Source organism: Pseudoalteromonas sp. CO342X (genome assembly GCF_004208915.1).
Taxonomy (GTDB): domain Bacteria; phylum Pseudomonadota; class Gammaproteobacteria; order Enterobacterales; family Alteromonadaceae; genus Pseudoalteromonas; species Pseudoalteromonas maricaloris.
The window spans coordinates 54,639-80,338 of sequence record NZ_SGPH01000003.1 but is presented as its reverse complement, the minus strand read 5'-3'; the positions used below and the strand labels follow the sequence as shown (position 1 = coordinate 80,338).

At 44.1% G+C, this 25,700-nt stretch carries 25 protein-coding genes and 2 tRNA genes; 11 read left to right on the top strand and 16 right to left on the bottom strand.

From position 1 onward, the window contains the following. Position 1: 1 nt before the first annotated feature. The 4 genes from EXT47_RS00760 to nudE all read right to left on the bottom strand — a co-directional run bounded on the left by EXT47_RS00760 (position 2) and on the right by nudE (position 1,821). Positions 2–75, bottom strand: a tRNA-Met gene (locus EXT47_RS00760). A gap of 165 nt (positions 76–240) precedes the next feature. Then, positions 241–317, bottom strand: a tRNA-Met gene (locus EXT47_RS00755). 135 nt (positions 318–452) lie between these two features. Continuing rightward, positions 453–1,256 (bottom strand): 3'(2'),5'-bisphosphate nucleotidase CysQ, encoded by an 804-nt coding sequence (cysQ, locus tag EXT47_RS00750; RefSeq protein ID WP_039494709.1) that lies wholly within the window; start codon positions 1,254–1,256, stop codon positions 453–455. Position 1,257: 1 nt separating this feature from the next. Next, positions 1,258–1,821, bottom strand: coding sequence for an ADP compounds hydrolase NudE (gene nudE / locus EXT47_RS00745; protein WP_017219353.1), 564 nt, complete (start codon positions 1,819–1,821; stop codon positions 1,258–1,260). 61 nt (positions 1,822–1,882) lie between these two features. On the opposite strand from nudE, the gene yrfG reads away from it, so the two are divergent. Next, positions 1,883–2,542: a GMP/IMP nucleotidase gene (gene yrfG, locus EXT47_RS00740; RefSeq protein ID WP_039494826.1), complete on the top strand. Its 660-nt coding sequence runs from the start codon at positions 1,883–1,885 to the stop codon at positions 2,540–2,542. Here yrfG and EXT47_RS00735 read toward each other — a convergent pair. Continuing rightward, positions 2,539–3,159, bottom strand: a complete 621-nt coding sequence (locus tag EXT47_RS00735; RefSeq protein WP_130125725.1) for a dUTP diphosphatase — start codon at positions 3,157–3,159, stop codon at positions 2,539–2,541. The genes yrfG and EXT47_RS00735 overlap by 4 nt on opposite strands. A gap of 114 nt (positions 3,160–3,273) precedes the next feature. On the opposite strand from EXT47_RS00735, the gene EXT47_RS00730 reads away from it, so the two are divergent. Further along, the gene (locus tag EXT47_RS00730) at positions 3,274–3,900 is read left to right on the top strand and encodes a peroxiredoxin-like family protein (RefSeq protein WP_130125724.1); all 627 of its coding nucleotides are present in this window, start codon (positions 3,274–3,276) and stop codon (positions 3,898–3,900) included. 38 nt (positions 3,901–3,938) lie between these two features. Here EXT47_RS00730 and EXT47_RS00725 read toward each other — a convergent pair whose 3' ends face one another. From EXT47_RS00725 to EXT47_RS00715, 3 genes are all read right to left on the bottom strand, one after another. Beyond that, positions 3,939–6,272 carry a fatty acid cis/trans isomerase gene (locus EXT47_RS00725; protein WP_130125723.1) on the bottom strand — a complete coding sequence of 778 codons (2,334 nt, stop codon included), beginning with the start codon at positions 6,270–6,272 and terminating at the stop codon, positions 3,939–3,941. Continuing rightward, positions 6,273–6,644, bottom strand: coding sequence for a hypothetical protein (locus EXT47_RS00720; RefSeq protein ID WP_130125722.1), 372 nt, complete (start codon positions 6,642–6,644; stop codon positions 6,273–6,275). A gap of 87 nt (positions 6,645–6,731) precedes the next feature. Next, positions 6,732–7,397 carry an SDR family oxidoreductase gene (locus tag EXT47_RS00715; protein WP_010607904.1) on the bottom strand — a complete coding sequence of 222 codons (666 nt, stop codon included), beginning with the start codon at positions 7,395–7,397 and terminating at the stop codon, positions 6,732–6,734. Positions 7,398–7,554: 157 nt separating this feature from the next. Between EXT47_RS00715 and EXT47_RS00710 the strand changes: the two genes are divergently transcribed. Then, positions 7,555–8,283: a transporter substrate-binding domain-containing protein gene (locus tag EXT47_RS00710; protein ID WP_130125721.1), complete on the top strand. Its 729-nt coding sequence runs from the start codon at positions 7,555–7,557 to the stop codon at positions 8,281–8,283. On the opposite strand, the gene EXT47_RS00705 is transcribed toward EXT47_RS00710, so the two are convergent. After that, positions 8,280–9,080: a VOC family protein gene (locus EXT47_RS00705; RefSeq protein ID WP_130125720.1), complete on the bottom strand. Its 801-nt coding sequence runs from the start codon at positions 9,078–9,080 to the stop codon at positions 8,280–8,282. The two genes, EXT47_RS00710 and EXT47_RS00705, sit on opposite strands and share 4 nt — an antisense overlap. 180 nt (positions 9,081–9,260) lie before the next feature. Here EXT47_RS00705 and EXT47_RS00700 point away from each other — a divergent pair, with 180 nt between their 5' ends. Then, positions 9,261–9,731, top strand: coding sequence for a DUF3015 family protein (locus EXT47_RS00700; protein ID WP_069023445.1), 471 nt, complete (start codon positions 9,261–9,263; stop codon positions 9,729–9,731). A gap of 9 nt (positions 9,732–9,740) precedes the next feature. After that, on the top strand, positions 9,741–11,585 hold the full coding sequence (locus EXT47_RS00695; protein ID WP_240701578.1) for a DUF4105 domain-containing protein: 1,845 nt from the start codon (positions 9,741–9,743) through the stop codon (positions 11,583–11,585). Between the two features lie 4 nt (positions 11,586–11,589). On the opposite strand, the gene EXT47_RS00690 is transcribed toward EXT47_RS00695, so the two are convergent. The 4 genes from EXT47_RS00690 to tesB all read right to left on the bottom strand — a co-directional run bounded on the left by EXT47_RS00690 (position 11,590) and on the right by tesB (position 14,488). Next, positions 11,590–12,246 carry a DUF799 domain-containing protein gene (locus EXT47_RS00690; RefSeq protein WP_130125719.1) on the bottom strand — a complete coding sequence of 219 codons (657 nt, stop codon included), beginning with the start codon at positions 12,244–12,246 and terminating at the stop codon, positions 11,590–11,592. Position 12,247: 1 nt separating this feature from the next. Beyond that, positions 12,248–12,592, bottom strand: a complete 345-nt coding sequence (locus EXT47_RS00685; RefSeq protein WP_017219344.1) for a DUF4810 domain-containing protein — start codon at positions 12,590–12,592, stop codon at positions 12,248–12,250. A gap of 35 nt (positions 12,593–12,627) precedes the next feature. Continuing rightward, the gene (locus EXT47_RS00680) at positions 12,628–13,296 is read right to left on the bottom strand and encodes a CsgG/HfaB family protein (RefSeq protein ID WP_010374486.1); all 669 of its coding nucleotides are present in this window, start codon (positions 13,294–13,296) and stop codon (positions 12,628–12,630) included. A 334-nt stretch (positions 13,297–13,630) separates the two neighbouring features. Next, positions 13,631–14,488: an acyl-CoA thioesterase II gene (gene tesB / locus EXT47_RS00675; RefSeq protein WP_045989393.1), complete on the bottom strand. Its 858-nt coding sequence runs from the start codon at positions 14,486–14,488 to the stop codon at positions 13,631–13,633. Positions 14,489–14,641: 153 nt separating this feature from the next. Between tesB and EXT47_RS00670 the strand changes: the two genes are divergently transcribed. Next, positions 14,642–15,103 (top strand): EVE domain-containing protein, encoded by a 462-nt coding sequence (locus EXT47_RS00670; RefSeq protein ID WP_130125718.1) that lies wholly within the window; start codon positions 14,642–14,644, stop codon positions 15,101–15,103. Here EXT47_RS00670 and EXT47_RS00665 read toward each other — a convergent pair. Beyond that, entirely contained in the window at positions 15,100–15,282 is a 183-nt protein-coding gene (locus tag EXT47_RS00665) for a hypothetical protein (protein ID WP_010374482.1), read from the bottom strand. The two genes, EXT47_RS00670 and EXT47_RS00665, sit on opposite strands and share 4 nt — an antisense overlap. Continuing rightward, positions 15,282–16,361 carry a potassium channel family protein gene (locus EXT47_RS00660; protein WP_130125717.1) on the bottom strand — a complete coding sequence of 360 codons (1,080 nt, stop codon included), beginning with the start codon at positions 16,359–16,361 and terminating at the stop codon, positions 15,282–15,284. The genes EXT47_RS00665 and EXT47_RS00660 overlap by 1 nt, the downstream gene beginning before the upstream one ends. Before the next feature lie 122 nt (positions 16,362–16,483). Here EXT47_RS00660 and EXT47_RS00655 point away from each other — a divergent pair, with 122 nt between their 5' ends. The 5 genes from EXT47_RS00655 to EXT47_RS00635 all read left to right on the top strand — a co-directional run bounded on the left by EXT47_RS00655 (position 16,484) and on the right by EXT47_RS00635 (position 23,754). Beyond that, positions 16,484–17,428 (top strand): chemotaxis protein CheV, encoded by a 945-nt coding sequence (locus tag EXT47_RS00655; protein WP_039494733.1) that lies wholly within the window; start codon positions 16,484–16,486, stop codon positions 17,426–17,428. Positions 17,429–17,573: 145 nt separating this feature from the next. Next, positions 17,574–19,739, top strand: coding sequence for a DNA helicase II (gene uvrD / locus EXT47_RS00650; protein ID WP_039494735.1), 2,166 nt, complete (start codon positions 17,574–17,576; stop codon positions 19,737–19,739). Further along, positions 19,717–21,786, top strand: coding sequence for a GNAT family N-acetyltransferase (locus EXT47_RS00645; RefSeq protein WP_039494738.1), 2,070 nt, complete (start codon positions 19,717–19,719; stop codon positions 21,784–21,786). The genes uvrD and EXT47_RS00645 overlap by 23 nt, the downstream gene beginning before the upstream one ends. Further along, positions 21,767–22,864 (top strand): ABC transporter substrate-binding protein, encoded by a 1,098-nt coding sequence (locus EXT47_RS00640; protein WP_039494740.1) that lies wholly within the window; start codon positions 21,767–21,769, stop codon positions 22,862–22,864. Before EXT47_RS00645 ends, EXT47_RS00640 begins: the two co-directional genes overlap by 20 nt. A 41-nt stretch (positions 22,865–22,905) precedes the next feature. After that, positions 22,906–23,754 (top strand): CZB domain-containing protein, encoded by an 849-nt coding sequence (locus EXT47_RS00635; RefSeq protein WP_039494743.1) that lies wholly within the window; start codon positions 22,906–22,908, stop codon positions 23,752–23,754. A gap of 106 nt (positions 23,755–23,860) precedes the next feature. Here the strand turns inward: EXT47_RS00635 and typA are convergent, their stop codons facing one another. Then, a complete protein-coding gene (typA, locus tag EXT47_RS00630; protein ID WP_010374470.1) occupies positions 23,861–25,681 on the bottom strand; it encodes a translational GTPase TypA in 1,821 nt (606 codons plus the stop codon). Positions 25,682–25,700 lie beyond the last annotated feature (19 nt).

Below are 25,700 nucleotides of genomic sequence, written 5' to 3'. Positions count from 1 at the left end.
GTTGCGGGAGCCGGATTTGAACCGACGACCTTCGGGTTATGAGCCCGACGAGCTACCAGGCTGCTCCATCCCGCGCCTGTATATTTTTGTGAATCTATTCTTCGTCGGGGACCGACGACCTTCGATTCTTTTCAGGTTTAACGAGTCCGACGAATGATTTATCATTCTGCTTCGTCCCGTGCCTGTATTTGTACTTAATTTTAAGTCTCGTACTTGAGACTCTATACATCCAACTGATGTTGGTTGCGGGAGCCGGATTTGAACCGACGACCTTCGGGTTATGAGCCCGACGAGCTACCAGGCTGCTCCATCCCGCGCCTGTATATTCTTAAAAAGGACTTCCTTTTCAAGAGGCCGCTATAATAATGGATTAAAATTTTATTGCAAGGGATTTAATGCTTAAAACAATTCAAGTGCGCAAAAATCCCACAACCTTCAACTTAAGCCGTTATTTATTCTATCGTTCGATGATGTGGACTGATCAACTTTTGCCATTGCCAATCGGGATGCCCCATAACAATAAAGTCTGGGTTTTCGGTAGTTTCTCGTCGATTGTAGGTCAACGGGTTAAACTCAGCATCGGTAATACAACCCCCGGCTTCTTCCACGATGATCTGTGACGCGCCAGTATCCCACTCTCCCGTTGGTCCTACTCGTAAAAAACAATCCGCCTTACCTTCTGCGATAATGCAGGCTTTTAATGAACATGATCCAAGTGCCACGGTGTCGAACTGACTATTTAAGTACTGACTTACCGCTTCAAGCTTTTGTCTACGGCTTACAGCCAATGTCAGCGTTTCTCTTGGCGAGACGAAAATGCGTTTACTTTCACCCGAGTCACTACGTTTAAACGCACCTTCATCTTTGCTGGCGTAATATGTCAGCCCTTGAGATGGCCAGTAAATGACGCCTAACACAGGATGATTATTTTCGATGAGCGCAATATTGACGGCAAAGTCACCGCTTTCAAGAATAAACTCCCCAGTGCCATCCATAGGATCGAGTAACCAGTATCGTTGCCAACTTTGTCGCTCACTCAATGGTGGAATTGGTGTTTCTTCAGACATTACCGGAATGTCAGGTGCTATTTCAGCAAGACCCGCCATTAAGATCTCATTAGATGCCAAATCAGCTGCAGTGACAGGAGTGTGGTCAGACTTTTCTTTTTTACCAATATCATCGGCTTGATAAATTGCCATAATGGCTTCACCGGCACGTTTTGCCAGTGCGATGCAAGGCTCTAAATAGGACTGCAATTTACGCCTCCAGATTCAAATGTGCTTTTAATAACAGTAGTGCCGCGACACTTCTTGCTTCAGTAAAGTCCTCTTGATGTAACAGATCATATAATTTATCTAGCGGCCACTTCACTACTACCAGTGGTTCTGGTTCATCACCTTCAAGCTGTTCAGGGTAAAGTTCACTAGCGACCAAAATATGCATTTTGGCATTAAAGTAACTCGGTGCCAGTGACACTACTTTGAGTTCAGAGAAAGCATTTGCACCAAAACCCACTTCTTCTTTTAGCTCTCGGTTACCCGCTTCCACTGGGGTTTCGCCTGGGTCAATTAACCCTTTGGGAAAGCCGAGTTGATAGTCATGTGTTCCTGCACAGTATTCTCTCACTAATAATAGCTCATTATCAGCAGTTATGGGCACGATCATTACTGCGCCACGGCCACCGCCACGGACTCTTTCGTATTCTCGTTGCTCGCCATTCGAAAAAGATAACGAAAGTGCTTCTACCGTGAACAATTTGCTTTTAGCCACGACGTCGCAAGCTAAAATTTCTGGTGGTGTGGGATGCTTTTTATGTGACATAGATCATTATTTGCTATCATGGCGAATAACCTAATCATAAAGCCTTTGAAGTTAAATGCCTATGCTAAATTGGTCAAATATCGATACCGTTTTGTTAGATATGGATGGCACATTACTCGACCTCCATTTTGATAATCACTTTTTTCTCGACGTCGTGCCTAAGGCACACGCAAAACGTCAAGGCTTAACCCTTGAGGCTGCAAGGGCCGACATCCTCGCCCGTTATGACGCGGTAATGGGCCAGATAGAATGGTATTGCCTAGATTATTGGCAGGAGCAACTACAGCTACCCATTATGGAGCTTAAACGTGAAGTGCAACACTTGATCTCAATTCGTGAGGATGTACCTGCGTTTTTAGAGGCCTTAAGAAAGAGTGGAAAACAGCTTATCTTGTTGACCAACGCTCACCCAAACAGTCTAAGTTTGAAAATTGAGCGTACCCAATTCGATAAGTATCTCGACAAATTGGTTTCAACCCATGAATATGGCGTAAGTAAGGAAAGTCAAATGTTGTGGCAACAGGTAGAGCGTGATTTGGGCTTTGATAAGTCCCGCACTTTATTTGTGGACGATAGCATTAGCGTGTTAAATGCTGCGCAAGAGTTTGGTATTGGCCATTTGCTTGCCGTTGCTAATCCTGATAGTCGGCAACCAGAACGAGAGATCACTGAATATCTCTCAGTCTCCGATTACCGTACCTTGCTACCTATTATAGATTAAGCTGGGTAGCGAGCTTTTAAGCCGTCGTACACATGTGTTTTAAAGTCTGAGTGCGCTGTATCTAGACTTTTCACCACTTCGACTAGGTGTTCGTTATCTTCTTGGCCATTCCATACCTTGATGTAAGAGCCATCTTTATAGCCATGATCTTGGCGGAAGAAGTTAAGCGTGTTTTTACCGACATATCCACGGTATAGGTCATCAATAGACATCCCGATTTGCTGCATACAACCCGCAAACGCATGGGCATCAAACTCGCGTTTGGTTACAGCCGCACTTGCAAGTAATTCAAGGGTTTCCTTGAAGTCTTCTGCGGTAGTTGGCTTTGCCAATTCAGCCTCTAATTGAGTCGCTAGTTGCTCAAATGACGTTTCGCCATCGATACGTAAAGACAAGCCAAAATGAAAAATATCCACTAGCTCTAAAATCACTTGCTCAGTATCTGGCGTTTGCTTTTTCCACCATTTCCAACCGTAGTGATCTAGCATTTCTGCACACTCAACCCAAATTGCGCGGTACCATTCAAACCCTTGTTCAAACCATTGTTGGTGTACTTTGGTGTTCATGGCATGTTGCATTTCTAGCATAACCACAAGCTTAGTGATGTTTGCAGACATTGTGCTCTCTCTTCATGGAAATCAATTACGAGCGATATCATACCGAAGTGAAAGATTTTCGCCAGCGCTTAGGTCTTCTGAGTCGATATCAACTTGAAACCCTAGGAACTTTTTATGCGTCATTTTATTTTATCGCTCGCTTTGGTTTGCTCAGCCTTTGTCAGCGCAGCTGAAATCACTAATATCGCCGCAGCACCTGAACAAGTAAGCCCACTCCTTCCAGGCATTGATGCCCCTATATTACAACTCAAAGATAAGTCAGGTAACACTGTCGACCTCGCGACACGCTATAAAGAAAATATCACCGTACTGGTGGTTTATCGTGGTGGCTGGTGTCCATACTGTTCAAGACAGCTCGCGGGGATCCAAGAAATTGAACCACAGCTTGTTAAAATGGGGGCACAAATTATTGCTATCGCACCAGACTCGCCTGAGGCGCTGGCAAAAAGTACAATTGAACCCCCTCACTACCAACTGTTGTCTGATAGCGAAATGCGTATGAGCCAAGCGTTAGGTCTCGCCTATTTCCTAGATGATAAAACAGCCCTTGCTTATCGCAACAAGTTGGGCGTAAATTTTGTTGATTTTGAGGGAAACGATAAAGTTGCCTTGCCGGTGCCGGCGGTATTTGTAGTCGATAAGAAAGGCTTGATCCAATTTCAATATGCAAACCCAAATTACAAAGTGAGACTGGATGAAAGCGTGCTACTAGCCGCGGTAAAAGCAGCTAGTCAACTATAGAAAAAGCACATAAAAAATGGAGTCCGAAGACTCCATTTTTAGCGGTTTTCTAACCTGTTATAGTCAAATAAACCATATTCAACACCACGTGTTTGCTTGGCAATATCGTGAATTAAATCACTGTAACGCCAAAACTCTGGGTGAGTCCTGCGGATCCCATATCGCGCTCGTAGCGCTCGGTAATCAGACTCACTATTCATTTGACTAAATGATGAGACGAAGTCCTCTTGTGCTGCCTCGCTTTCTAAATACCAAATTGCCTCTGGGTAATCTCCGATAAAGCCTGGCACAATCGTCGCAGTGTCTTCGGTATACGCTCTTTGCCCTTCTTCATTTAACAAACTGGAGATGTTGTAGTGGGCATTATGATGTAATAGCGAGAACGCTTGATGTGAACCGTCACTTTGCTTAGTAATAATAAACGAGACCTGAGGAAGCAAATTAATCGCCCTAACGGACATGCTATTCAATGTCTGCAGTGGCTTGCCGACGGCTTGATAGTCATAATCCCTATTTAGAACGGGCTTCAGCACAGCATGCAATTTGTCATACAGCTCTTGCTTTGGATCGTCCGTTTCGTATTTTATCCCCGTTGGCGCACCGATTAGTGATTTGCGATTGATAAACTCACTTAAGCTCAAGTGTGACTTACGATACCAATAGCGTTTAATTTCCTGACGATGGCTAAGTGGCAGTAAATTTAAAAAGTTTTGCTCACCTTCAAGCCTCAAGAAGTCCATATATAAGCGTGTGATCAGCTGATGACCAATGTTGCCATACACGTCAAAGCCCGCCACCAGCAAGTAGTGAATGCGCTCGAACAAGGCATAGTCTAATACCCAAGCTGTTTTGGGAGGCTGACCAATAAAACCTTTAACCACCGTTGCGCTATCAAAATGACGGAAGATAGTTAATGCTGCATTCGGGTTTTCCCCCTCTCCACGCCAAATCAAGTCCATATTGAGGCGCTGCCCATCGGCAAACATCTTATCTGCAAGCTCTGTTTTGGCACGTAAGTAATCCTGCTGCTTAGTGGCGTATTTAGCCCAACTGGAAAGCGGTAACGCATTACTTTGCTCAGCCGCAGGTAGCACCAAATCTTCATCATGTTTAAGCAGCAGCTGGTTCACCGCTTCATTGCTATTTTTTTCAGGATCAACAAACGCCACCCAAAAATGATCATTAATGACATTAAGCGCTATTTGACCCCGACATACAGGGCCTTTGATAAAGCCTTTTACAATTAACTCGGCCTCATCCAGCATAAATTGATAACGAGAATTGACAGGAATATCTTTGAATACTTTAAATGGATTTGCTGCAAGCTCTGGCTCATAACCTGGCAGTTCATCCACGTGATAATCCGCTGCATAAAATTGCTGATGTAACCGTGATAGCTTAGCGTCGTTCAATGCCAGTGGCATGTGAGTTTTTGACAAAATGGTACTGCGCACTTGCATCAATCGATAATACACTCTATCGATCTTAGGATCGTCAAACGGACGTACCGAGCTCACCAGTGCGACTGGCTGGCCAGGCGGCGTGCTTGAGCGTACCAATTGGAAAAACGCAGGATCATCCAGATGAGGGAAGTGGATATGGGCTAAATACCAATGCTCAAAAATATAACGCGCGGCAAGGCGGTGCTTATTGGAGTCCTGATTAAGAAATTGTTCCCACTTTTTCACTTCTTTTTGTGCTGCAACACTTGGCTTTGCAATCTGGCTCATTTTACTGCCACTTTGCAGCCAGGCTTCCAAGGTTTTGAATTCATCATGTGTGAGCGCTGGTAAGCCGTAGGGCATACCCGCATGAGGCTGTCGTTTCACAAGGGTAGAAAATTCATCCATAGTTGGGCAAGACTGCGTTCGATCTAAAGAGAAATCAAACTCTTTACCCAAGATGCCTTGCTCAGGAAAACGATGAGACATTTTTAGCAGCAAGCTATTATAAAGCACACTCCCAGCTAGGTTGCTGTATTCAGATTGATTGCGCTCATTAAGCACTGGGGTAAAACCACGCTCGCGCCACTGTGTCGTGGTTTGGGCATCGAATAACAGCCGGGTTGGTGTTTGTGCTAACAGCCGTGTACCGTCATACACTAATTCCTTCGACAATCCCCTATCTATTCCTTCTGGAGATGACAATTTGAGCTGGCAGGGCGCGTCATAACAACCATGACAAACCACACAACGCGACTCCAAAATGGGCTTCACGCTTTGTAAGTAACGTGCACCGCCTAGGTGATATTGTTCGATTCGTGCTTGGGGTTGCTCCGGTCCAAACATATCATCATATTTAGACACGCCCAAAGCCACACAGCCAGAAAGCACGGCGACAACCACCGCACAAAACAGTGCACGTTTAGACATTTACTCGTCCTCGTCGTCATCCAGCCCAAGATCAAAAGTCGGCATCATTTCTACTGGAGGCGAGACAAACAATGCCTCGCTACTGGTGCTCAGTACAGCACTAAGAATAGGCCCGCGATTAATGAGCAATTGCAACTGATGTTCCGCACCTATCAACTCAGTCACTGTCGTACTAATGTTGTTGAGCGCATAGTCATCAATGTGCAAACTAATATTCTCATCTTCTTTTGGGTTTTGGCACAAATGAGCAAGGAGGTTCTCACTCAACATCACTGATACTTCAGCATCTGGAGAGTCGATATCACGATTCTCGATGTTGTCGTCTAACAAAAAAAGCGGCAGTGATAATGGGGTATCTTGTTGTAATTCCATCAAAGGTTACCATCTGAGTATTTGCTTTATATTAGCACAGTTAGATGGCTGATGGCTGAAAAGGGGGCGACGATGCGCCCTGCTTGATTACCAAGGAAGTGTGTCTCCATTGGAGTGCCAAAAACCACCACTGTTTTCGATAGTTAGGTGTTCAATTCTCTTAATTAAACGTTCCGCCGCAACATCTGGACCAATATCACCTGCAAATCCCACCATCTGCGTTTGTACAAAGCCAGGATGGAATAGTCCAACAGCGATATCTTGGTTTTTCAGCTCGTGAGCCATACTCACACTCGCCGCGTTTAATGCTGCTTTCGACATTCTATAACCAATGTAACCACCAGAACCATTATCTGCAATCGAACCCATACGACTTGTGATCATGGCAACTTTACTACCAGCTTTGAGGTTATCGAGCAGTGCATGAGTAACTCGAATTGGCCCTAACGCATTAACGTTAAATTGGTGGTCGATATTTTCAAAATCCATTTCCGCTAGCGTTTCATTGTGAAATACTCCAGCGTTATTAATAAGAATGTCTATTTTCTCCGAGCCCAATGCCGCCAATAACTTTTTCGCGCCATTTTCCGTCGCAACATCTATATCTTCAATGATATCCACGCCTAGAGATTCTAGTTCTGCCGAAGCTTTGCGAACAACCGCAGTTACTTTGCAGCCTAGAGATAAGTATTGTTTACAAAACTCTAATCCGATCCCACGATTAGCACCGGTCACCAAAACATGTAGTGTCATATCCTTCTCCTCACGATTTCTATGCTCAAGCTATTACAATTGGTATGAGTTTACTAAACTCAAGGTCAATCTCGACTGAATTCATTTTTATGATGTACTTTTTCACTTTCTGACAACTTTGCTACAGTTATAACTCTGACAACCGTAAGGATATGTTGTGAAACTCGCACTTAGCACCCTCTTGCTTTTCTTTATCCACAAGGCGACTTTTGCCTACCAAATCAATGTCAGCGAGCTGGTCGCTTATCAACTTGGCCAACAGCAAATCGCACAACTCATGCAAAAGATATATGCACCTTTGGACATCACGCCCACACTTGTCGTGTTACCCAGTGAGCGCGGATTAGAATATGTAGATCAAGGGTTTTATGATGCGGAAGCAGGACGCACTAGCGCTATTGCAAATGCCTATCCTAACTTACTTCAAATACCCGAACCACTTGCAACCGTGCAAATGGCGGTGTTTTGTCTCAAGAAGGAGCATTGTACTTTGTCGACCCGGCAAGACTATGTGGTCATACAAGGCAGTTTAATAACGGAGCAAGTTTGTCAGCGTAAAAAGTTGACCTGTAACGCGGTTTCTAACGATGTTTCTGCGTTTCAAGCACTTGAAAAAGGTCATGTAGAACAAATTTTAGCTGATGACTTATTTGCGCTTGGTGCGCTATGTCAGTCAGGACTCGCCACAGTTTATGTGCGTAGGCTACGAGATGCGAGTTATCCTATTTATCACTATATCAATCGTAAACACCAAGACCTACTGCCGAAATTAACAACGTCTATCAAGCAGCTAAATAGTAGTGGAGAGCGCGATACTATTCTAAACCGGCTCTCTGAGAGCTTCGCCACTTGCCATGGCAAAGTGATTGAATTAGAAATGCATTAAGTTGAAATATCATCCATAGCAGATTCTATGATAGAGAATACCGCCCCTTGAGGATCAGTTATCACGCTAAAGCGACCTACTTCTGGTATATCTGTCGGCGGTACACAAATTTCTCCGCCAAGCTTTTGGGCATATTCAGTTTTACTATCGCAATCCAATACCGCAATGTAAACCATCCAGTGCGGAGGAATATCTTCACCCCATTCTGCCGTCATTTCTAACATGCCAGCGACGGGTTGCTCATTTACTTTGAACAAGGTGTAGTCCATATTTCCCATGTCTTTGACTTCGACTTGCCAACCAAATAATACAGAATAAAAGTCACGACTTTTAGCGCTGTCTTTACTCACTAGCTCAAACCAATAAGGAGTGTTCGCTTCAAGATGACGTTGCGTCCCAATATGGCCACCCTCTTGCCATAACGCAAAAACCGCTCCACCTGGCTCCTTTAACATCACCATTCGCCCGGCCCCTGGGACATCATGAGGGCCTGCAAGCACTTCAGCACCGAGTTCGTTGGCTTTGGTTAGACATTCATCGACATTGTCTACCGCCACATAAGCAAGCCAGTGACTGAGCATGCCTCCTTGTTGTTGCTCAGCGGTCATCTGATACATAGCAGCGACATCATCGACTTCTTTTTGCAACATGGTGTAATAACAATCTTCACCGATGGGTTGGTCAAGAATTTGCCAATCAAATAGTTGGCTATAGAAGGGTTTTGCTGACTGCCAGTCGCTTGAACACAATTCAATCCAACAAAAATAACCGGGTCTAAATTCACTAATTATTGCCATGATAAGCACCAAACTCATTCAAGTGTATTGAATATAGCAGCAGTAGCCTAAAGCCGCCTGAGGCATTTACACAAATTTACAAGTGTGAGAGGTTTATTGTTGTGGAATTAAAAATTAACCTATAGAATTCCGTTCCGCCTTTGAAGACTAGGCGAAATAAAAACAACTATAGGATGTAAAATGTTTAAAACTACTCTAGCTGCAGCAATCGTCGTTGGTGCAATGACTGCCCCTCTAGCTGCACACGCTTCTGATTCTGTAAACCCTTGGCAAGAATGTGGTATCGGTGCAATTATCTTCCCAGATAATGGTGCTGCTGCTGCAATTTCGAATATCATTTGGGACCTTGGTACGACCGCTGTTTCTACAAAGATTTCATCTGTAGAATCTTGTGCTGGTCGTGAAGTAAAAACTGCAATGTTTATTCAGCAAACATTCCCTACACTTGAGCAAGAAATTGCAGAAGGTCAAGGTGAATACGTATCTGCGATGTTAGCAGTACGTGGCTGTGACGCAGCAGCAACAGCTGACATTGTAACCGCTATCAGAAATGACTACGCAGCGCAGCCTGCGAATAACGCTGAAGCACTATACAACATCGTAGAAACTCGCGTTTCGACTAGCTACTCAGCTCAGTGTAACGCAAGCTAAATAGCATAGGTGAGCACATCTAGTAGCGCTGTGCTCACTTTTTTGATGAAGACCGTTCTTAAATATTCAGCTTACAGCTTACTGTTTTATAGTACAGCCACATTAAGCTTTGATACCAACGAGCTGGCCCAAAACACAACGTGGCAAAAACTTCTCCATCTAAAGAAAGATGGCCACAGTTTAATAAAATCAGCTTCTTTTTTTCTATCTGATCACACCCAATTTTCACCAGCTAACGAACTTAATGCAACTATTGCAGCTTTTCAACGTGAGCCTAGTTCACAGTGCCAATTTCCGGCTCGAGCCAAGTGGCTAAGATCCCAAGGCGTTCCGTTGCCAAAAGCGCCAGCTTGCGTGGCTTTGGATGAATGGAAAAATGAAGGTGACTGGAATTCTATCAGCTTAGTGTTTGCCTCTGGATACATGAGCAACCCGGCCTCGCTGTATGGGCATATGTTACTTAAAATCGGCTCTGAATCAGCTCACAATATCCTGTTAGACCGGAGTGTCAATTATGGCGCAATCGTTCCAGAGGACGAAAATGGGTTAGTTTATATAACTAAAGGATTATTTGGCGGCTATCAGGCTGGCTTTTCAGATCAGCGCTTTTTTCATCATCACCACAACTACAGTGCAGATGAACTACGTGACCTTTGGGAGTACAAATTAAATTTAACATCAGATGAAGTCGAACTTATTACAAAACACCTTTGGGAATTACTAAACGCTCAATTTGATTATTACTTTGCTGACGAAAATTGCGCATTTCATATCGCACAACTTATTGAACTTGTGCTTGATAAGCCATTAACGGCTGACCTACCGCCTTGGGTGATCCCTGTCACTATTTTTGATAGATTGAATCAAGCTAAGCACCAAGATAATTCTTTAGTGTCAGCGATTCATTATATTCCTTCAACAAGCAGTGAGTTCTACAACCTATATGAAAAATTAAGTCCTGAGCTCAGATCGTTGGCAATCCATCTTTATCACCATCAAAAAGACTTTAATAATGAAAAGTATCAACAGCTTCCAACTGAGCAAAAAGTAATATTACTTGAAGTATTGATGAGCTTTATACAGCTGCAACTTACCTTAGAAAGAGACGAGAAACGCAACAGCGAGTTTAAACGTGTATTGCTAAAAGAACGAATAAAGCTTCCAGCAGGCATCAGTAAGGCGAAATCTCTCTTGGCTATAACACCAAGTGACAAAGCACCACACTTAGCAACAAAACCGTCGAAAGTAAGCCTAGCCATTCAGTCACAGTCCGATTCAGAGTATACCGCGAGGTTTGGCTTTAGATTGACATATTTTGATTCGCTTTCTCCAGACACTGCTAGAGTTAAATTTTCAAACTTAGAAATGCTGGATGTAGAACTTGCGCTAACTGATAACGACATTGATATTTACAAGTTTGACGTGCTGGATTTAGAGTCCTTTAATCCAAGCTATGCAAAAGGGTTTGATAACCAAAACTGGGCTTGGCGCCTACGCTTAGGCTATGAAAAGCAGCAGGCTTATTGTAATGATTGCGCTTTTGTTGGATTAAATACTGCTGCAGGCTACGCCCATCTGCTAAATGCTAGCAGCATCACATTTGCTCTCGCAACAATAGAAACTTTTTCTATAAATAACAATTACTATCTCAGCCCAGGTATTGAAGTTGGCTTACTTTCAAGGCTAAATAATTCTTTTGCATTCAGAACCTCTATCTCGAAAAACACTCATCACGCAGCACATATCAAACTTGAGCTCGCAAACCAGCTTTCGCCTCAATCCGATGTAAGGATTGGTTGGGACTATGCAGAAACATCCCGACTTTCATTGCAGTTCAATTATTATTGGGATTAGTGGCTCACTTCGGCTGCCCATACTTAGGTGAGCGCACGCCATAAAGCAAACCATTGCTTGAGTCCGCTGATAATAATCTCTGTGATGCTTTCTGTGAAACTTCAAATCCTTTATCTGAAGTGCTTTCAATCACCTGATTTAGTACCGCGCCAATCAATGCGCCAGCCAAACTGTTATCACGGTCATCTCTGTCTTCACTACTTGACGCTTTTGACTTACCACGCCAAATTACTTGGCCAGTTTTTAAATCAACCAACCTTGCCGATAGTGCGACTGTAGTATCACTATCTAATACAACGTATGACGTACCATAATCTTGAACCTCTATGTATAAAGCAGCGTCGGCAGCAAAGATTTCATAGAGCTTGTCTATCGCAACATTGTGAACATCCTGAGCCACAGTTAAGCCGTTATTTTTAAAAGTCTCATTGACCAAAGATACTGGAAAAACATAATAGCCAGAGTCTGCAAGTGGCTTTACAACCGTCGCCATAACCCCAAAAGGTGCAACAATTTCATTGGAATTATTGATAGGCGGTAACACCAGTATCGACTTAGGATCGCTTTGGATAAAGGCACTATAATCCTGTTTAGGTGCTGTCGCACAGCCATTCAATAAGGCTAAAGTCAAAAGCACCAAGCTCGCTTTAATCCATTTCATCTTATTCTCCCTGTGCATTTTTTAGTAAAAAGTCGATATATTGCCTGGACTCAGGATACAGTTGTTTTTCCTGTTCAAAATACGCAAACCCTTTGCTGTCATCCCCTTGCATCAAATATAAGTAACCGAGGTGCGCATACATGCCTGGTGCTGGACTTATCTGCTTTACTTCGGCGCGCGCAATGCTTGACTCTAACTGACTGATCTGCTGCTCAAGCGACTGCCCATCACCTCGAAAGAACTCATAGAGGTTACGTTCGTAAGAACCGTAATAATATTGTGGTGTCGTACTCTGACACCCAGACAATATCAATAGTAAAGTCGCCACAAATATCGTTTGCTTCATAATTTACCTGAGGTTTAGATTAGCTGTGGGATTGCCTATAAAGGCTTCCAATCGCCTTTCTCGATGCCGCTAACCAAGTTATTGACAGCCTCGCGAATAGCTAAATCCAGTACCTTGCCGTTTAGCGTTGAGTCATACCCTGCAGTGCCACCAAAACCAACCACTTCGCGATTAGATAAGCTGTATTCTCCAGCACCTTGCACCGAGTACACGACTTCTGAACTAGTCACATCAACGATATTCAGATTTACCTTAGCGTAAGCAATTTGCGATTTTCCTTTACCTAGAATACCGAATAATTGTTTATCACCTACTTCTTTTCGACCAAACTCAGAAACATCTCCCGTGATCACAAAGTTAGCACCCTTAATACTTTGTTTTGCACCAGCAAATCCAGCTTCTTGGGCTATCTCTGTCATGTTTTCTCTATCTAAAACAATAAAGCGATTACTCTGCTGTAAATGGGTGGTCAGAATAGTTTTAGCCTGAGAGCCCAAGCGGTCCGGTCCTGAACTAAACACCCCATTGTGAAAAGCTGAACGGTTTTGCAATTTACCAACCGCTAACTGACTTTTTGGCCCATTGTAAGCCTGATTATATGAGGCCACTTTTGGTGCTTCTACCGTTCTTGATGCTTCCGTTGCGCAACCCGCGGTTAATCCGACAAACGTCAATGCAATTACAGTGGCGAGCGGTTTATTCATTATCATTCTCCTAGAGTCATATGTGTCTGTCTGTGACGCGACGATTCGTTTTGTTAATAACAATGTAGATAAATTTAGCTGACTTTAGTGTTAATTTTTGTTTGGGAAAAATGCAATAACGCTACATCTAGATGGAATTTTAAAGATAGTGCAAAATCAAACCGAGTACAGCACCGGAAAAAGTAGTGCAGACGACTTTAGGAACGGCCATCAATAAACAGGAAAACCCTCTGCAAGCAATGGCTTATAATTTTATAAGTTTATACTTTGCTTAGTGCTGCACAAAGCACCAAGCAAGATTACTGTTAAAAAGCGCCATACACTTTCCAACAAATTAGCGTTGGCGCATCACGCCTTCTTGAATAGTCGACGCAACTAACTCACCTTGGCGGTTAAAAAATTGGCCACGTACTAGGCCTCGGCCATTAGACGCGCTCGGACTATCAACGCTATATAAAATCCATTCATCCATTCTAAACGGACGATGGAACCACATCGCATGGTCTATTGTCGCAACTTGCATATTTGGCTGCATAAACGACAAACCATGTGGTTGTAGTGCTGTTGGTAAAAATTCAAAATCTGAGGCATAAGCCAGCAAATAGTTGTGGATCCTTCTGTCGTCCGGCATCTCACCATTGGCTTTAAACCAAACATTTCTCACCGGGTCCTGTTTTTTAGGTTTAAATGGATTTTGAAAGTTTACAGGGCGCATATCCAGCGGCATTTCTTGCGTAAATTTCGCTCGAAGTGATTCTGGAATGAGGTCCGCATGCTCTTGATAAAAGTGGAGTGATGATTTTAATGTTTCAGGCTCTGGCACATCCGGCATCAAAGATTGATGAGAAACGCCGGGCTCATCCCCTTGGAAAGAGGCAGTCATGTAAAATATCGGCTTACCATATTGAATGGCACTGATCCTACGAGTGCTAAAACTGCGACCATCACGAATGTTTTCGACATCGTAGACAATAGGTTTGCTCGCATCACCAGGACGCAAAAAGTAAGAGTGCAGCGAGTTAACAAAGCGCCCTTCTGGTAAGGTGTATTTTGCTGCGGACAACGCCTGCCCCATCACCTGACCTCCAAACACTTGAGGAAAACCAAGGTCTTGGCTTTGACCTCGATATATCCCTTGCTCAATTTCTTCAAGGCTGAGTAAATCCAACAGATTTTGTAACACTTGACTCATGTTGCACTCCGAACGTCTAGTAGAACTGGCGATAGTCGTTATAATGAGATAATACTTTTACCAAATCCAAGTAAGACTCGGGCTGGTAGCAAACCAAGTATATTGCTCAAATGAGTATAATACATCATAACTCAAACTATTGGACTAACCCATATGGCTTATTGGCTGTTTAAAACAGAACCCGATGCATTTTCCATTGATGACTTAAAAAACGCGCCTGAGCAGCAAACTTTTTGGGAGGGAGTTCGTAATTATCAGGCAAGAAACTTCCTGCGCGACGAGGTTAAGGTAGGTGACTCAGTGTTTATTTACCACTCAAGCTGTAAAGTGCCTGCGGTTGTCGGTATTGCCAAAGTGGTGAAAGCAGCAGAGCCAGATCCACACCAATTTGACTTAAGCAGTGATTATTATGATGCCAAATCAAGCACCGATAACCCTCGCTGGGTAGGCGTCACTCTAGCATACGAGCAGCACCTACGCCCGGTGACCCTGCAGGCGATAAAGGCCAACACTGCGCTCACCGAGCTGGCTTTAAAAAAAGGGGGACGGTTATCCATCATGCCCATCATCGAACCTGAGTGGCAGGTTATTTTAGAGATGTCGGGGCAAAGCTAACGTTTTGCTTTGCCTTTTTGTCGCCCGTGTTTAGGCACTATGCTGATATATAGCAGTAAAGCGACCCAAGAAAATAGTAGCGTTCCTATCAGCCAGCCGTTTTTTTCATGCCCTTTGCTGCGCTTGCTTCCTGCAACTAAAGCGACAGGAAGTAAGTAAGCGCACACAACAGCAATCATCAAGAAGAGTTCTTCGAACATAGTGATGACCAGTCAACCTCTGATGCAAGCACTCGCTGTGGTGCAATATAGTGCAAAATATCTCCTCCTGTGATGTTGTAATCCAAAGGTGGGTTTAGATCCATGTCTAGCGCATTTATATCGTGCGCAACACCGAGCAACGTCGCATCATGATGCTGTTTAAAATAACCAAAAATATCACCAAAGGTTAAACAGCTTACCTCTGCAGGTAAGGCTAAGCTGAATTGCGTATCGCCGTGCAGCGTCGACAGCAATTCCTCTTGTACTCGGCTTGAGCCTGGGTCTTGCATGGCGCGCACTAAGATTTCCGCAGACATAGATGCTGAGCATTCAACATTTTTACAATGCTCTCTTAAAAGCAGTGCTTTGCTATCGTCCAAGAAGTGCGCGCTAATATGTGCTTCGGGTTTTACTACCCGGCTAAGCTTTAGCGCGGTGGTAAATGTCTGGTTATCATCATCGCCATCAATGATGATTTTGTCAGCCCGCTCGATGTTAATCCGACTTAACTGTTCGTCATCAGTAAAGCTGGTTAACCGCGCAAATGCGACTTCTGGATAGCTCAACAGCGGATGCTCCATGGCCTCGGTGACGGCCAATACGATTTTTCTATCTTCGCGTTTATTGTCACCTAAAATGTAGTCCACCATTTTTTTCGTTCTCACATCATGCCAACCAAAAATTACGATGTGGTTTTGCAAATGTGCAAAGTCTTTTTCCCCTGTCATGCCTCTTCTCACCCAATACGTCACAAATTGTCCAGCTTTTCCCAATAACACACCAAATAGCGCAAGGCCAAATGGGATCTGTATAGTGGCAACGACTAAACGACCAAAATCCGTTGTTGCACTAAAGTCTCCGTAGCCAACTGTTGAAGTCGTCACTACGTAGTAATAAAAGAACGTGCTCAGTGGTAATAATGCCGATTCATTGCTGAGCCATAGCAACCCCCAAGTCACCGACATATGAATGAGCGTTGCCATAAATAACAGTTGCCAGCTGGCCTTATCCACATGAGCCCGCATCAAAACAACTAATCGCTTAAAAATTATAGGCATATTGCTTCCCTATCAAATACATACTGCTACCTTACTGCAGATTTTAGCCAAAAAACAACACGACATATCGACTTCTTTGATATAGTCTTAGAAAAGGTTACAAGAAGTAATGAGGGGTTAACATGGCTGGCGTATTGGCCTCAGTAGATCAACGCACACAACTGGTGGGTGAAAACCGCCTTGAGTTGCTATTGTTTCATCTTCATAGCCGCCACTTTTTTGCGCTCAACGTCTTCAAGGTAAAAGAAGTTGTTAAGCTCCCTCATCTCAATAAAATGCCCAATGCACACCCTAAAGTATGTGGCGTAACCAATATTCGTGGCGAGTCTATTCCGGTTATCGATTTACGACAAGCGATATGCATGCCGCCATGCGACCGAGACAAAGACTGCAATCTAGTGATCACAGAATACAACCGCTCAGTGCAGGCCTTCTTAGTTGGTAAAGTTGACCAAATCGTCAATACTACGTGGTCCGATATTATGCCAACCCCTAAGTCTGTTGGCCGCAATCACTACCTCACCGCACTGACTAAAATCAAACGTGACGGCGTTGAGCACATCGTTGAAATTATCGATGTAGAAAAAGTTCTTGCCGAAATCGTTGAATACAAAGTTGAGATCCCGCAAGACATTCTAGATAAAGATATCATCAACGAGTTTCATGGCCGCAAAATTTTACATGCCGATGACTCGCCGACCGCTCGTCGTCAAGTTGCCGATACCTTGGCACAATTAGGCATAGAAATCATCCCAGCAACTGACGGCCAAGAAGCGCTCAATGTGTTAAAGCACTGGGCCGACGAAGGTATCGACGTACAAAAAGAATTACTTGCAGTGATCACCGATGCAGAAATGCCAGTTATGGATGGTTATCGACTCACCTATGAAATTCGCAATGACAGTCGCCTGAAAGACCTTTATGTCATTCTCAATACCTCACTCAGTGGCAGCTTTAATCATGCCATGGTCGAAAAAGTGGGTTGTAATGCGTTTCTATCAAAATTCCAACCCGATTTATTGGTAACAGAGGTACAAAATCGGTTGAAGGACGTTTTGCAAAAATAAATATAAACACTGTATAAAAAACCAGTTTATGTTTCTTTATAAATCATAATGTTACCTTTACTCGGTTAGGTTTGCTTTGCGATATGCTGGGATTTATGGCAACGACTCGGTATACTTGCCATCATTTGAGCAAATAGGCAAAGCAATGGACGTATCAGAATTACTCGACGGCCTCAACGACAAACAGCGCGATGCAGTCGCCGCACCTCTGCAAAACATGTTAGTGCTCGCAGGTGCGGGGTCAGGTAAAACACGAGTACTGGTTCATCGTATTGCTTGGCTTATGCAAGTTGAGCACGCCTCTGCATTTAGTATTTTCGCGGTAACCTTTACCAATAAGGCAGCCAAAGAAATGCGTGCTCGTGTTGAAGCGACGCTCAATGGCCCTGTTGGTGGCATGTGGATAGGTACTTTCCACGGCCTAGCCCACCGCATGTTACGCGCCCATCACCGTGAAGCTAAATTACCAGAATCATTTCAAATTCTAGATAGCGATGATCAGCAACGAATGATCCGCCGTTTGCTCAAAGCCATGAATATCGATGAGAAAAAGTGGCCACCTAAGCAGTTAAGCTGGTACATCAGCGCGCGTAAAGACGAAGGATTAAGACCCAAAGATATTCAAGCATACGATGTCAACGAACAGCTGATGTTAAACGTGTATAGTGCATACCAAGATGCCTGTGATAGAGCCGGCCTTGTTGATTTTGCCGAGATCCTATTGCGCTGTTATGAGCTATTACAGCAACAACCTACCTTGCTACGTCACTATCAGCAACGCTTCCGCCATATGCTAGTGGACGAGTTCCAAGATACCAACAGCATTCAATATTTGTGGCTACGCCTGCTTGCAGGTAGTGACAACAATATCATGATCGTAGGGGATGACGACCAGAGTATTTACGGCTGGCGTGGTGCAAAAATAGAAAACATCAAACGTTTTCTGGACGACTTTAACGCCGAAACGATCCGACTTGAACAAAATTATCGTTCTACTGCAACCATTCTAAAAGCATCCAATGCGCTCATTGAAAACAACGCTGAGCGAATGGGTAAAAGTCTCTGGACCGACGGTAACCAAGGCGAGCCGATCTCAATTTACGCCGCTTTTAATGAACTTGATGAAGCACGCTTTGTGGTTGGCAAAATTAAATCTTGGTTACAGGCTGGCAATGCGCTCAGCGACAGCGCCGTACTCTACAGAAACAACGCACAGTCCCGGGTGTTAGAAGAAGCCTTACTTCAAGAAGGGCTAAAATACCGTATTTATGGCGGTATGCGCTTTTTCGAGCGTCAAGAGATTAAAGATGCCTTATCCTACCTGCGCATTATTAGTAATCGTAATGACGATGCGGCATTTGAGCGTGTGATAAACACGCCTGCCCGTGGTATAGGTGATAAAACGTTAAGTCATATTCGCGATTGTGCACGTCACGAATCACTCTCACTTTGGGATGCAGCCAAAGCCGTGCTTGCGCAAAAGCATTTAGCAGGAAGAGCTGCTACGGCGGTGACGAAATTTATTGAATTAGTCGAACAGCTCGACGAAAAAATTGCCGAGCTTGAACTGGCACAACAAGCGCAGACAGCCATTGAACAGTCGGGTCTCATGGCAATGTATCAAGCTGAAAAAGGCGAAAAAGGCCGCGCTCGGGTGGAAAACTTGGAAGAATTGATCAGTGCTTGTGGTCAGTATGAGCTGCCTATCGATGAAGATTTTACTTCACCATTACAAGGCTTTTTAGCCTATACCTCTTTGGAGGCAGGCGAAGGACAGGCTGACGAGCACGAAGATGCGGTACAAATGATGACGCTGCACTCGGCCAAAGGTCTCGAGTTCCCATTGGTGTTTATGGTTGGGGTCGAAGAAGGCATGTTCCCATCGCAACAAAGTAATGAAGAATCGGGCCGCTTGGAAGAAGAGCGCCGTTTGTGCTACGTCGGTATGACGCGTGCCATGGATAAGCTTTACATTAGCCACGCAGAAAGTCGCCGCTTGTATGGTCAAGAAAAACATCACAGCCCTTCAAGGTTCTTACGTGAAATTCCTGAAGACTGCATGGAAGAAATTCGGATTAAAACGCAAATTTCTCGTCCGGCTAACTCGGGTCGATTCAGCCCATCAATCAGTCACGCGACCTTTGAAGATAGCGGCTTTAATTTAGGCCAGCGTGTCCTCCATGCCAAATTTGGTGCAGGCACAGTGCTTAACTATGAAGGAGCTGGAGCTCAATCACGCATCCAAGTTAGCTTTGATGATGTTGGTAGTAAGTGGTTAGTTACCGCCTATGCAAGACTTCAAGCACTCTAATCTGCCGCTATTACGTTCTCAACTTGCCGATGCCCGCCATCGGCAACTCTTGCTTATCACGGGCAGCCAAGCTTGGTGTTACGCGCAGTGTCAGCAGCTACTAGCAAACTCAAACGATAAACTTATTCTAAGTAGCAGTAAGACATTAGAAAATGCCGTTTGGCCCGAGCATTTACACCAAATACTCGGACAAGAGTTTAGCAATCTAGTCTACGATGGCTTTAGCGGTATTGTGCCTAACAAAATCGCAGCTGCTGCGGGCACGGTAAAGGCAGGCGGCTTACTGCTGTTGTTACTTCCCGAGGTAGATGAACTCGACCACTGGCTAGACCCTGCAATTACCCGCTGGTGCTCAGAGGGACAAACGCCCAAACATAGCTACTTTTTAAAAAGGTGGCAACAACTCTGGCAGCAACAACCTCCTTGGCATATCAGTGAGCACTTTGGGGTTCAACTGCCCTTAGCGTATCTTGCTGCAAGTTCAGCGGTTTGTGGTATTGAGGAGCAACAAAACGTACTGACACAACTCTCCACAGCATTGGAAAACCAGCAAACACCTGTATTACTAAGCGCTGACAGAGGCAGGGGAAAGAGTGCGCTATTAGGCTTCTTGGCATCAAAGCATCCTACGCAACAATTTGTTATTTGTAGCCGTCACCTTCATGCTCTGCATAGTTGCTTTAGCATGCTTGCTCAAGCACTCAATACCGAGGTTGATGTAAAAACGAAGAAGCTGGCTAATCTCAGCTATGTGGCACCAGATGCGTTACTACAACAAGCCTCTGCACTTGATAGCAATACGGTTATTTTGGTGGATGAGGCAGCCGCCCTGCCAGTTCCATTTTTAATACAAGTCGCTCAACTTGGCTTTCGCTGCATTTTTTCCAGCACCTTAGTTGGTTATGAAGGTAATGGTAGAGGCTACACCTTACGGTTTAAACGCTACTTAGAATCACATTACCCAAGTTATCTTGATTTCACCTTATCGACTCCTATTCGTTACGCATCGAATGATCCACTGGAGCAGCAGATCAGGGATTTATTTGTACTCGAGTGTAAAGCAACATCACCCATACTCACTTCATCAACCACAATGCGTGCTATTTCCCAGAGTGAGTTGATAGAAAATAACTCGTTACTTGAGCAAGTTTTTTCACTGCTCGTATTAGCGCATTATCAAACCAGCGTGGATGATTTAAGGCAATTGTTAGATGCACCCGATCTGCATTTACGAGGTGCATTTTGCAATAACAAGCTAGTAGGAATTTGCCTTGCTGTCATCGAAGGCGGACTCGCTTCAGATCTCGCAGAAGATATTCTAGCAGGAAAGCGAAGACCCGCAGGCCATCTCATGGCGCAGCAGCTAACAACAAGCTTTGGTGATAGCCAGTTTGTCACCGAAAAAAGCGTAAGGATCGTTAGAATAGCCGTGCACCCAGATGTACAACAGCAAGGGATTGGCCGCCGCCTACTGGCGTTCTTTGAAACCACATTACCAGAAGATATCAGTTACATAGGAACCAGTTTTGGCCTTACAGCGCCATTGCTTTCGTTTTGGTCACAACGTCACTATCAGCCAATGAAATTGGGGTTTAAGCAAGATAAGGCCAGTGGTGAGTATGCGCTTTTGATGTTCAAAAAAGTCCGAGGCGACATAGGCAACACCTATACTCGAGTATTCAAACAAACTTTTTTCTATCAGTTACGCTCGCACTATCAACAGCTAGATACTGAGGTGGTGAGTGCGCTATTAGCGACCTTACCCTTTGAACATATAACTAATGAGCAGCTGGATTATTTGCACTATTTACGTAACAGCAATCCGGTTGAGCAACAAGTATGTCCTTTTATATGGCAGCTGATCACAACCGATCCTCGATTACTTAAAAACTTAACTAAAGTTTCCAAAGCATTAGTAATTCGTCTAATATTACAGCAACATTCGACCCAAGTCGTACTTAATTTGCTTGGGTTATCTGGTAAAAAGGCCCTCACCACAACGCTAAGAGAGACAGTGCAGCAAGTATATGAGTATTTTCGGTGTTAAGTTTTTACTATTCGTTTTTGCTTCTGCTGTACTGAATTTTACAGTATCCGCTCAATCTGTGGTGAAAATTGGCATGTCTACTGCCCTTTCAGGGCCCGCAAAAGAGATCGGTCAACAACTGAAAGCGGGTGCCGAACTACACTTTAACTTTTATAATCAGCACAAAGCGAATGGTGCAGCTGCGATTGAGTTGCAGGTATTGGATGATGGTTATGAGCCACACAAAACCGTAACCAATGCTCGTAAGCTGGTATACGAAAATAAGGTCGATGCATTGTTTGGCGTAATGGGCACCCCCACATCTTATGCCATAAAGCCGATTTTAGAGCACTCTAAGGTTCCCTTTCTTATGCCATATACTGGCGCTGAGTTTCTTCAAGAACCACATACATTTAACGTCTTCAATCTTCGCACTAGCTACAATAAAGAAGCACAAGATATCATCCGCTACTTTATCGATGAACAAAAGCTAAAGCGGGTGGGTTTACTCATTCAAGCCGATGAATTTGGTCTAACCGTAGAAAAAAGCCTAACCAGAGCGCTTGCGGAACATGGATTAAAACCCGTTGTGGTAACGCGTTTTAGACGTAATACCGATGATATTGAACGAGCCCTTGAACAAGCACAGCAGTATAAAATAGAAGGCTTCGCGATGGTAGGCACTTACACGCCACTGTCTAAGTTTATTAATCGTGCGATGGAGGTTGGCCTTGAAACACAATACGCAACGGTTTCATTTGCTTCCTCAAATGAGCTGTTTGCCAGACTCAAAGGCAAACCCAAAGTTTTAGTCACCGAAGTTGTACCCGACCCTGCGATTTGCAAGGGCAAGCTTTGTGATACTTTTCGCGAGGCAGTTCGCAATACCACACTTTCCCATAACGAACAGGTTTTTGAGGGCTATCTCAATGCCTACTTATTGACGACTGCTATCCAGCAATGTGAGCTGCCCATTGATAGCGATTGTCTGCTAAACGCATTACAACAGGAGTTGGAGCATAACTCCGTTATTCGAGAGGTATTTATGCTCCAGCCAGCGCAAAAGAAATTGCCAGTTTACCGCTCCTTTTTCCAATAATGTTCTATGCTTAGTTGATACTGACCATATGCGAGGCTGACATGGATTTAATTAACTTTCGCGTCGGGAAAAAAACAATATCACTGCAAATCCTCGATATTCTATTAACTGAACGCTACGAAGAAAATTTAACGGATTTACCCAATGACAACCCCAGCTTTTTGGGTGTCAAAGATTACATGGGCGTACCGACCCCTATTTTTGATTTAGGGATCATATTGAACAAGCGCTCGTCCTACGAAACCAATCAAGAATTGGTCAGCATGCTAAAGCAGCGAGAGCAAGATCATAAAGAATGGCTTGTCGCACTCGAAGCAAGCATTTTTAACGATGTCCCCTTCACTAAAGCCAAAGATCCAAAACAATGTGCTTTCGGGCAGTGGTATTACGGCTTCAAAACTGAAAATGACGACCTCAAAGCGCTTCTAAAACGCTTCGAAGAACCGCATGCAAAACTACATTCATTAGCAGATAAACTATTAGTGATGTGTGCACAGGGACACAAACAAGAGGCTATAGATACTCTCGCTCGCGAAAAGAGCACCACTTTTAATAAACTCATGCGATTATTTGAATCCGCTCGTGATCAGATCATGCTCGACCATAAACCTATTATCGTCTTTACCACTCAAGATGGCCAAAGTCCGCATATCGGTTTGCTTGTCGATAAAGTAGAAGATAACGTTCACTGTGATGAAAGCGATATTAAATCACTGCAGGAAATGACCAGTATTGGTTTTGAAATAGATGCGCAAACCAAAAAATTGATGAAAGGCTTGGTCAAGATGGGAAAACGCCACAGCGTATTGATTGACCCTAGCGCCATTTTCCGCCCTGAACATTTACAAAATTATGAGCCAGAAGAAACGGAAGAGTACGGCTTATTTTAGAGTTAGCAAATGGAGCACAAAAAAACGCCGCAAAAATTGCGGCGTTTTTTGTATTCTAAGTAACCTGTCTTCAAGATAAGTTGTTATCTCAAGTCCAGGTCAACTATTATTTAGCTTGGCGGCTAGCGCGTTTACGCTCGCTTTCAGTCAATAATTTCTTACGAATACGGATGCTTTCAGGCGTTACTTCTACAAGCTCGTCGTCATCGATGAACTCAAGCGCTTGCTCTAAAGACATAACAACAGGTGGCACAAGGTTTTGTGCTTCATCAGTACCAGATGCACGTACGTTGGTTAACTGCTTACCTTTAAGCGCGTTTACCGTTAGGTCGTTATCACGGCTGTGAATACCAATAACCATACCTTCGTACACTTCAACACCGTGACCGATAAATAGGCGACCACGCTCTTGTAGGTTAAATAGTGCGTTTGTTAGCGCTTTACCTGCTGCGTTAGCGATTAGTACACCGTTCTTACGCTGGCCGATGTTACCGCCTTTGTGTGGACCGTAATGTGAGAACGTGTGGTACATCAAACCAGAACCAGACGTTAACGTCATAAATTCAGTTTGGAAACCAATTAAACCACGTGCAGGCATCATGAAGTCCATACGCACACGGCCTTTGCCGTCTGGAGACATGTCAGTCATTTCTGCTTTACGCAAACCAAGCTGTTCCATGATAGAACCTTGGTGCTCGTCTTGACAGTCAATTGTTACTGTTTCGTACGGTTCTTCTAGCTGACCATCAACATGGCGCAAGATTACTTCTGGACGAGATACAGCAATCTCGTAGCCTTCACGACGCATGTTCTCGATAAGAATACCTAAGTGAAGTTCACCACGACCAGATACACGGAAGCTATCAGGGTTATCCGTTTCTTCAACACGTAATGCAACGTTGTGCACAAGCTCAGCTTCTAGACGCTCAAGGATATTACGAGAAGTTACGTATTTACCTTCTTGGCCTGAGAATGGCGACGTGTTTACAGAGAAAGTCATTGTTACTGTTGGTTCATCAACTGACAGTGGCGGTAATGCCTCAACATTATTCTGACAACAGATAGTGTCAGAGATCTTCAGCTCACCAAGACCTGTGATTGCAATGATATCACCCGCCGTTGCTAGCTCAACTTCGTGACGGTCAAGACCTAAGTAACCCAGTACTTGGCCAACTTTACCGTTACGCGTCTTACCATCAGCACCCACGATAGTCACTTGTTGGTTAGGTTTAACTGAACCACGTGTGACACGGCCAACACCGATAACACCAACATATGAGTTGTAATCAAGCTGAGAAATTTGCATCTGGAACGGACCTTCAGGATCCGCGTTAGGCGCTTCAACTTCGTCTACGATAGCTTGGAACATTGGTTCCATGTTGTCAGACGGCTCATCTAGGTCAAGTGTTGCCCAGCCGTTGATTGCTGATGCGTAGATCACTTTAAAGTCTAGCTGTTCGTCAGTTGCACCTAAGTTATCAAATAGATCGAAAACTTGATCCATTACCCAATCAGGACGAGCGCCCGGCTTGTCAATTTTGTTGATTACAACAATTGGTTTAAGACCCTGAGCAAACGCCTTTTGCGTTACGAAACGCGTTTGTGGCATCGGACCTTCTTGTGCATCAACTAGTAGTAATACTGAGTCAGCCATCGAAAGAACACGTTCTACTTCACCACCGAAATCGGCGTGTCCCGGAGTATCTACGATATTGATACGGTAGTCGTTCCACTTGATTGCGGTATTTTTTGCAAGGATGGTGATACCACGCTCTCTTTCAAGATCGTTTGAGTCCATCACTCGCTCTTCATTACCACCGCGCTGCTGTAGTGTACCTGATTGCTCAAGTAGCTTGTCTACAAGCGTTGTTTTACCGTGGTCTACGTGCGCGATAATCGCGATATTTCTTAACTTTTCGATGCTCATATTATTACTCAGTGAAGTT

Excerpts from the sequence above, each read along its gene's own strand:
- EXT47_RS00685 (WP_017219344.1), bottom strand. The coding sequence starts at position 12,592 with ATGAAGCAAACGATATTTGTGGCGACTTTACTATTGATATTGTCTGGG.
- EXT47_RS00645 (WP_039494738.1), top strand. The coding sequence starts at position 19,717 with ATGCAAGACTTCAAGCACTCTAATCTGCCGCTATTACGTTCTCAACTT.
- EXT47_RS00725 (WP_130125723.1), bottom strand. The coding sequence starts at position 6,272 with ATGTCTAAACGTGCACTGTTTTGTGCGGTGGTTGTCGCCGTGCTTTCT.
- EXT47_RS00705 (WP_130125720.1), bottom strand. The coding sequence starts at position 9,080 with ATGGCAATAATTAGTGAATTTAGACCCGGTTATTTTTGTTGGATTGAA.
- EXT47_RS00735 (WP_130125725.1), bottom strand. The coding sequence starts at position 3,159 with ATGTCTGCAAACATCACTAAGCTTGTGGTTATGCTAGAAATGCAACAT.
- EXT47_RS00665 (WP_010374482.1), bottom strand. The coding sequence starts at position 15,282 with ATGATTGCTGTTGTGTGCGCTTACTTACTTCCTGTCGCTTTAGTTGCA.
- EXT47_RS00655 (WP_039494733.1), top strand. The coding sequence starts at position 16,484 with ATGGCTGGCGTATTGGCCTCAGTAGATCAACGCACACAACTGGTGGGT.
- EXT47_RS00700 (WP_069023445.1), top strand. The coding sequence starts at position 9,261 with ATGTTTAAAACTACTCTAGCTGCAGCAATCGTCGTTGGTGCAATGACT.
- nudE (WP_017219353.1), bottom strand. The coding sequence starts at position 1,821 with ATGTCACATAAAAAGCATCCCACACCACCAGAAATTTTAGCTTGCGAC.
- EXT47_RS00690 (WP_130125719.1), bottom strand. The coding sequence starts at position 12,246 with ATGAAATGGATTAAAGCGAGCTTGGTGCTTTTGACTTTAGCCTTATTG.
- EXT47_RS00720 (WP_130125722.1), bottom strand. The coding sequence starts at position 6,644 with ATGGAATTACAACAAGATACCCCATTATCACTGCCGCTTTTTTTGTTA.
- EXT47_RS00680 (WP_010374486.1), bottom strand. The coding sequence starts at position 13,296 with ATGAATAAACCGCTCGCCACTGTAATTGCATTGACGTTTGTCGGATTA.
- EXT47_RS00730 (WP_130125724.1), top strand. The coding sequence starts at position 3,274 with ATGCGTCATTTTATTTTATCGCTCGCTTTGGTTTGCTCAGCCTTTGTC.
- EXT47_RS00640 (WP_039494740.1), top strand. The coding sequence starts at position 21,767 with ATGAGTATTTTCGGTGTTAAGTTTTTACTATTCGTTTTTGCTTCTGCT.
- yrfG (WP_039494826.1), top strand. The coding sequence starts at position 1,883 with ATGCTAAATTGGTCAAATATCGATACCGTTTTGTTAGATATGGATGGC.
- tesB (WP_045989393.1), bottom strand. The coding sequence starts at position 14,488 with ATGAGTCAAGTGTTACAAAATCTGTTGGATTTACTCAGCCTTGAAGAA.
- EXT47_RS00660 (WP_130125717.1), bottom strand. The coding sequence starts at position 16,361 with ATGCCTATAATTTTTAAGCGATTAGTTGTTTTGATGCGGGCTCATGTG.
- uvrD (WP_039494735.1), top strand. The coding sequence starts at position 17,574 with ATGGACGTATCAGAATTACTCGACGGCCTCAACGACAAACAGCGCGAT.
- EXT47_RS00635 (WP_039494743.1), top strand. The coding sequence starts at position 22,906 with ATGGATTTAATTAACTTTCGCGTCGGGAAAAAAACAATATCACTGCAA.
- typA (WP_010374470.1), bottom strand. The coding sequence starts at position 25,681 with ATGAGCATCGAAAAGTTAAGAAATATCGCGATTATCGCGCACGTAGAC.
- EXT47_RS00670 (WP_130125718.1), top strand. The coding sequence starts at position 14,642 with ATGGCTTATTGGCTGTTTAAAACAGAACCCGATGCATTTTCCATTGAT.
- EXT47_RS00715 (WP_010607904.1), bottom strand. The coding sequence starts at position 7,397 with ATGACACTACATGTTTTGGTGACCGGTGCTAATCGTGGGATCGGATTA.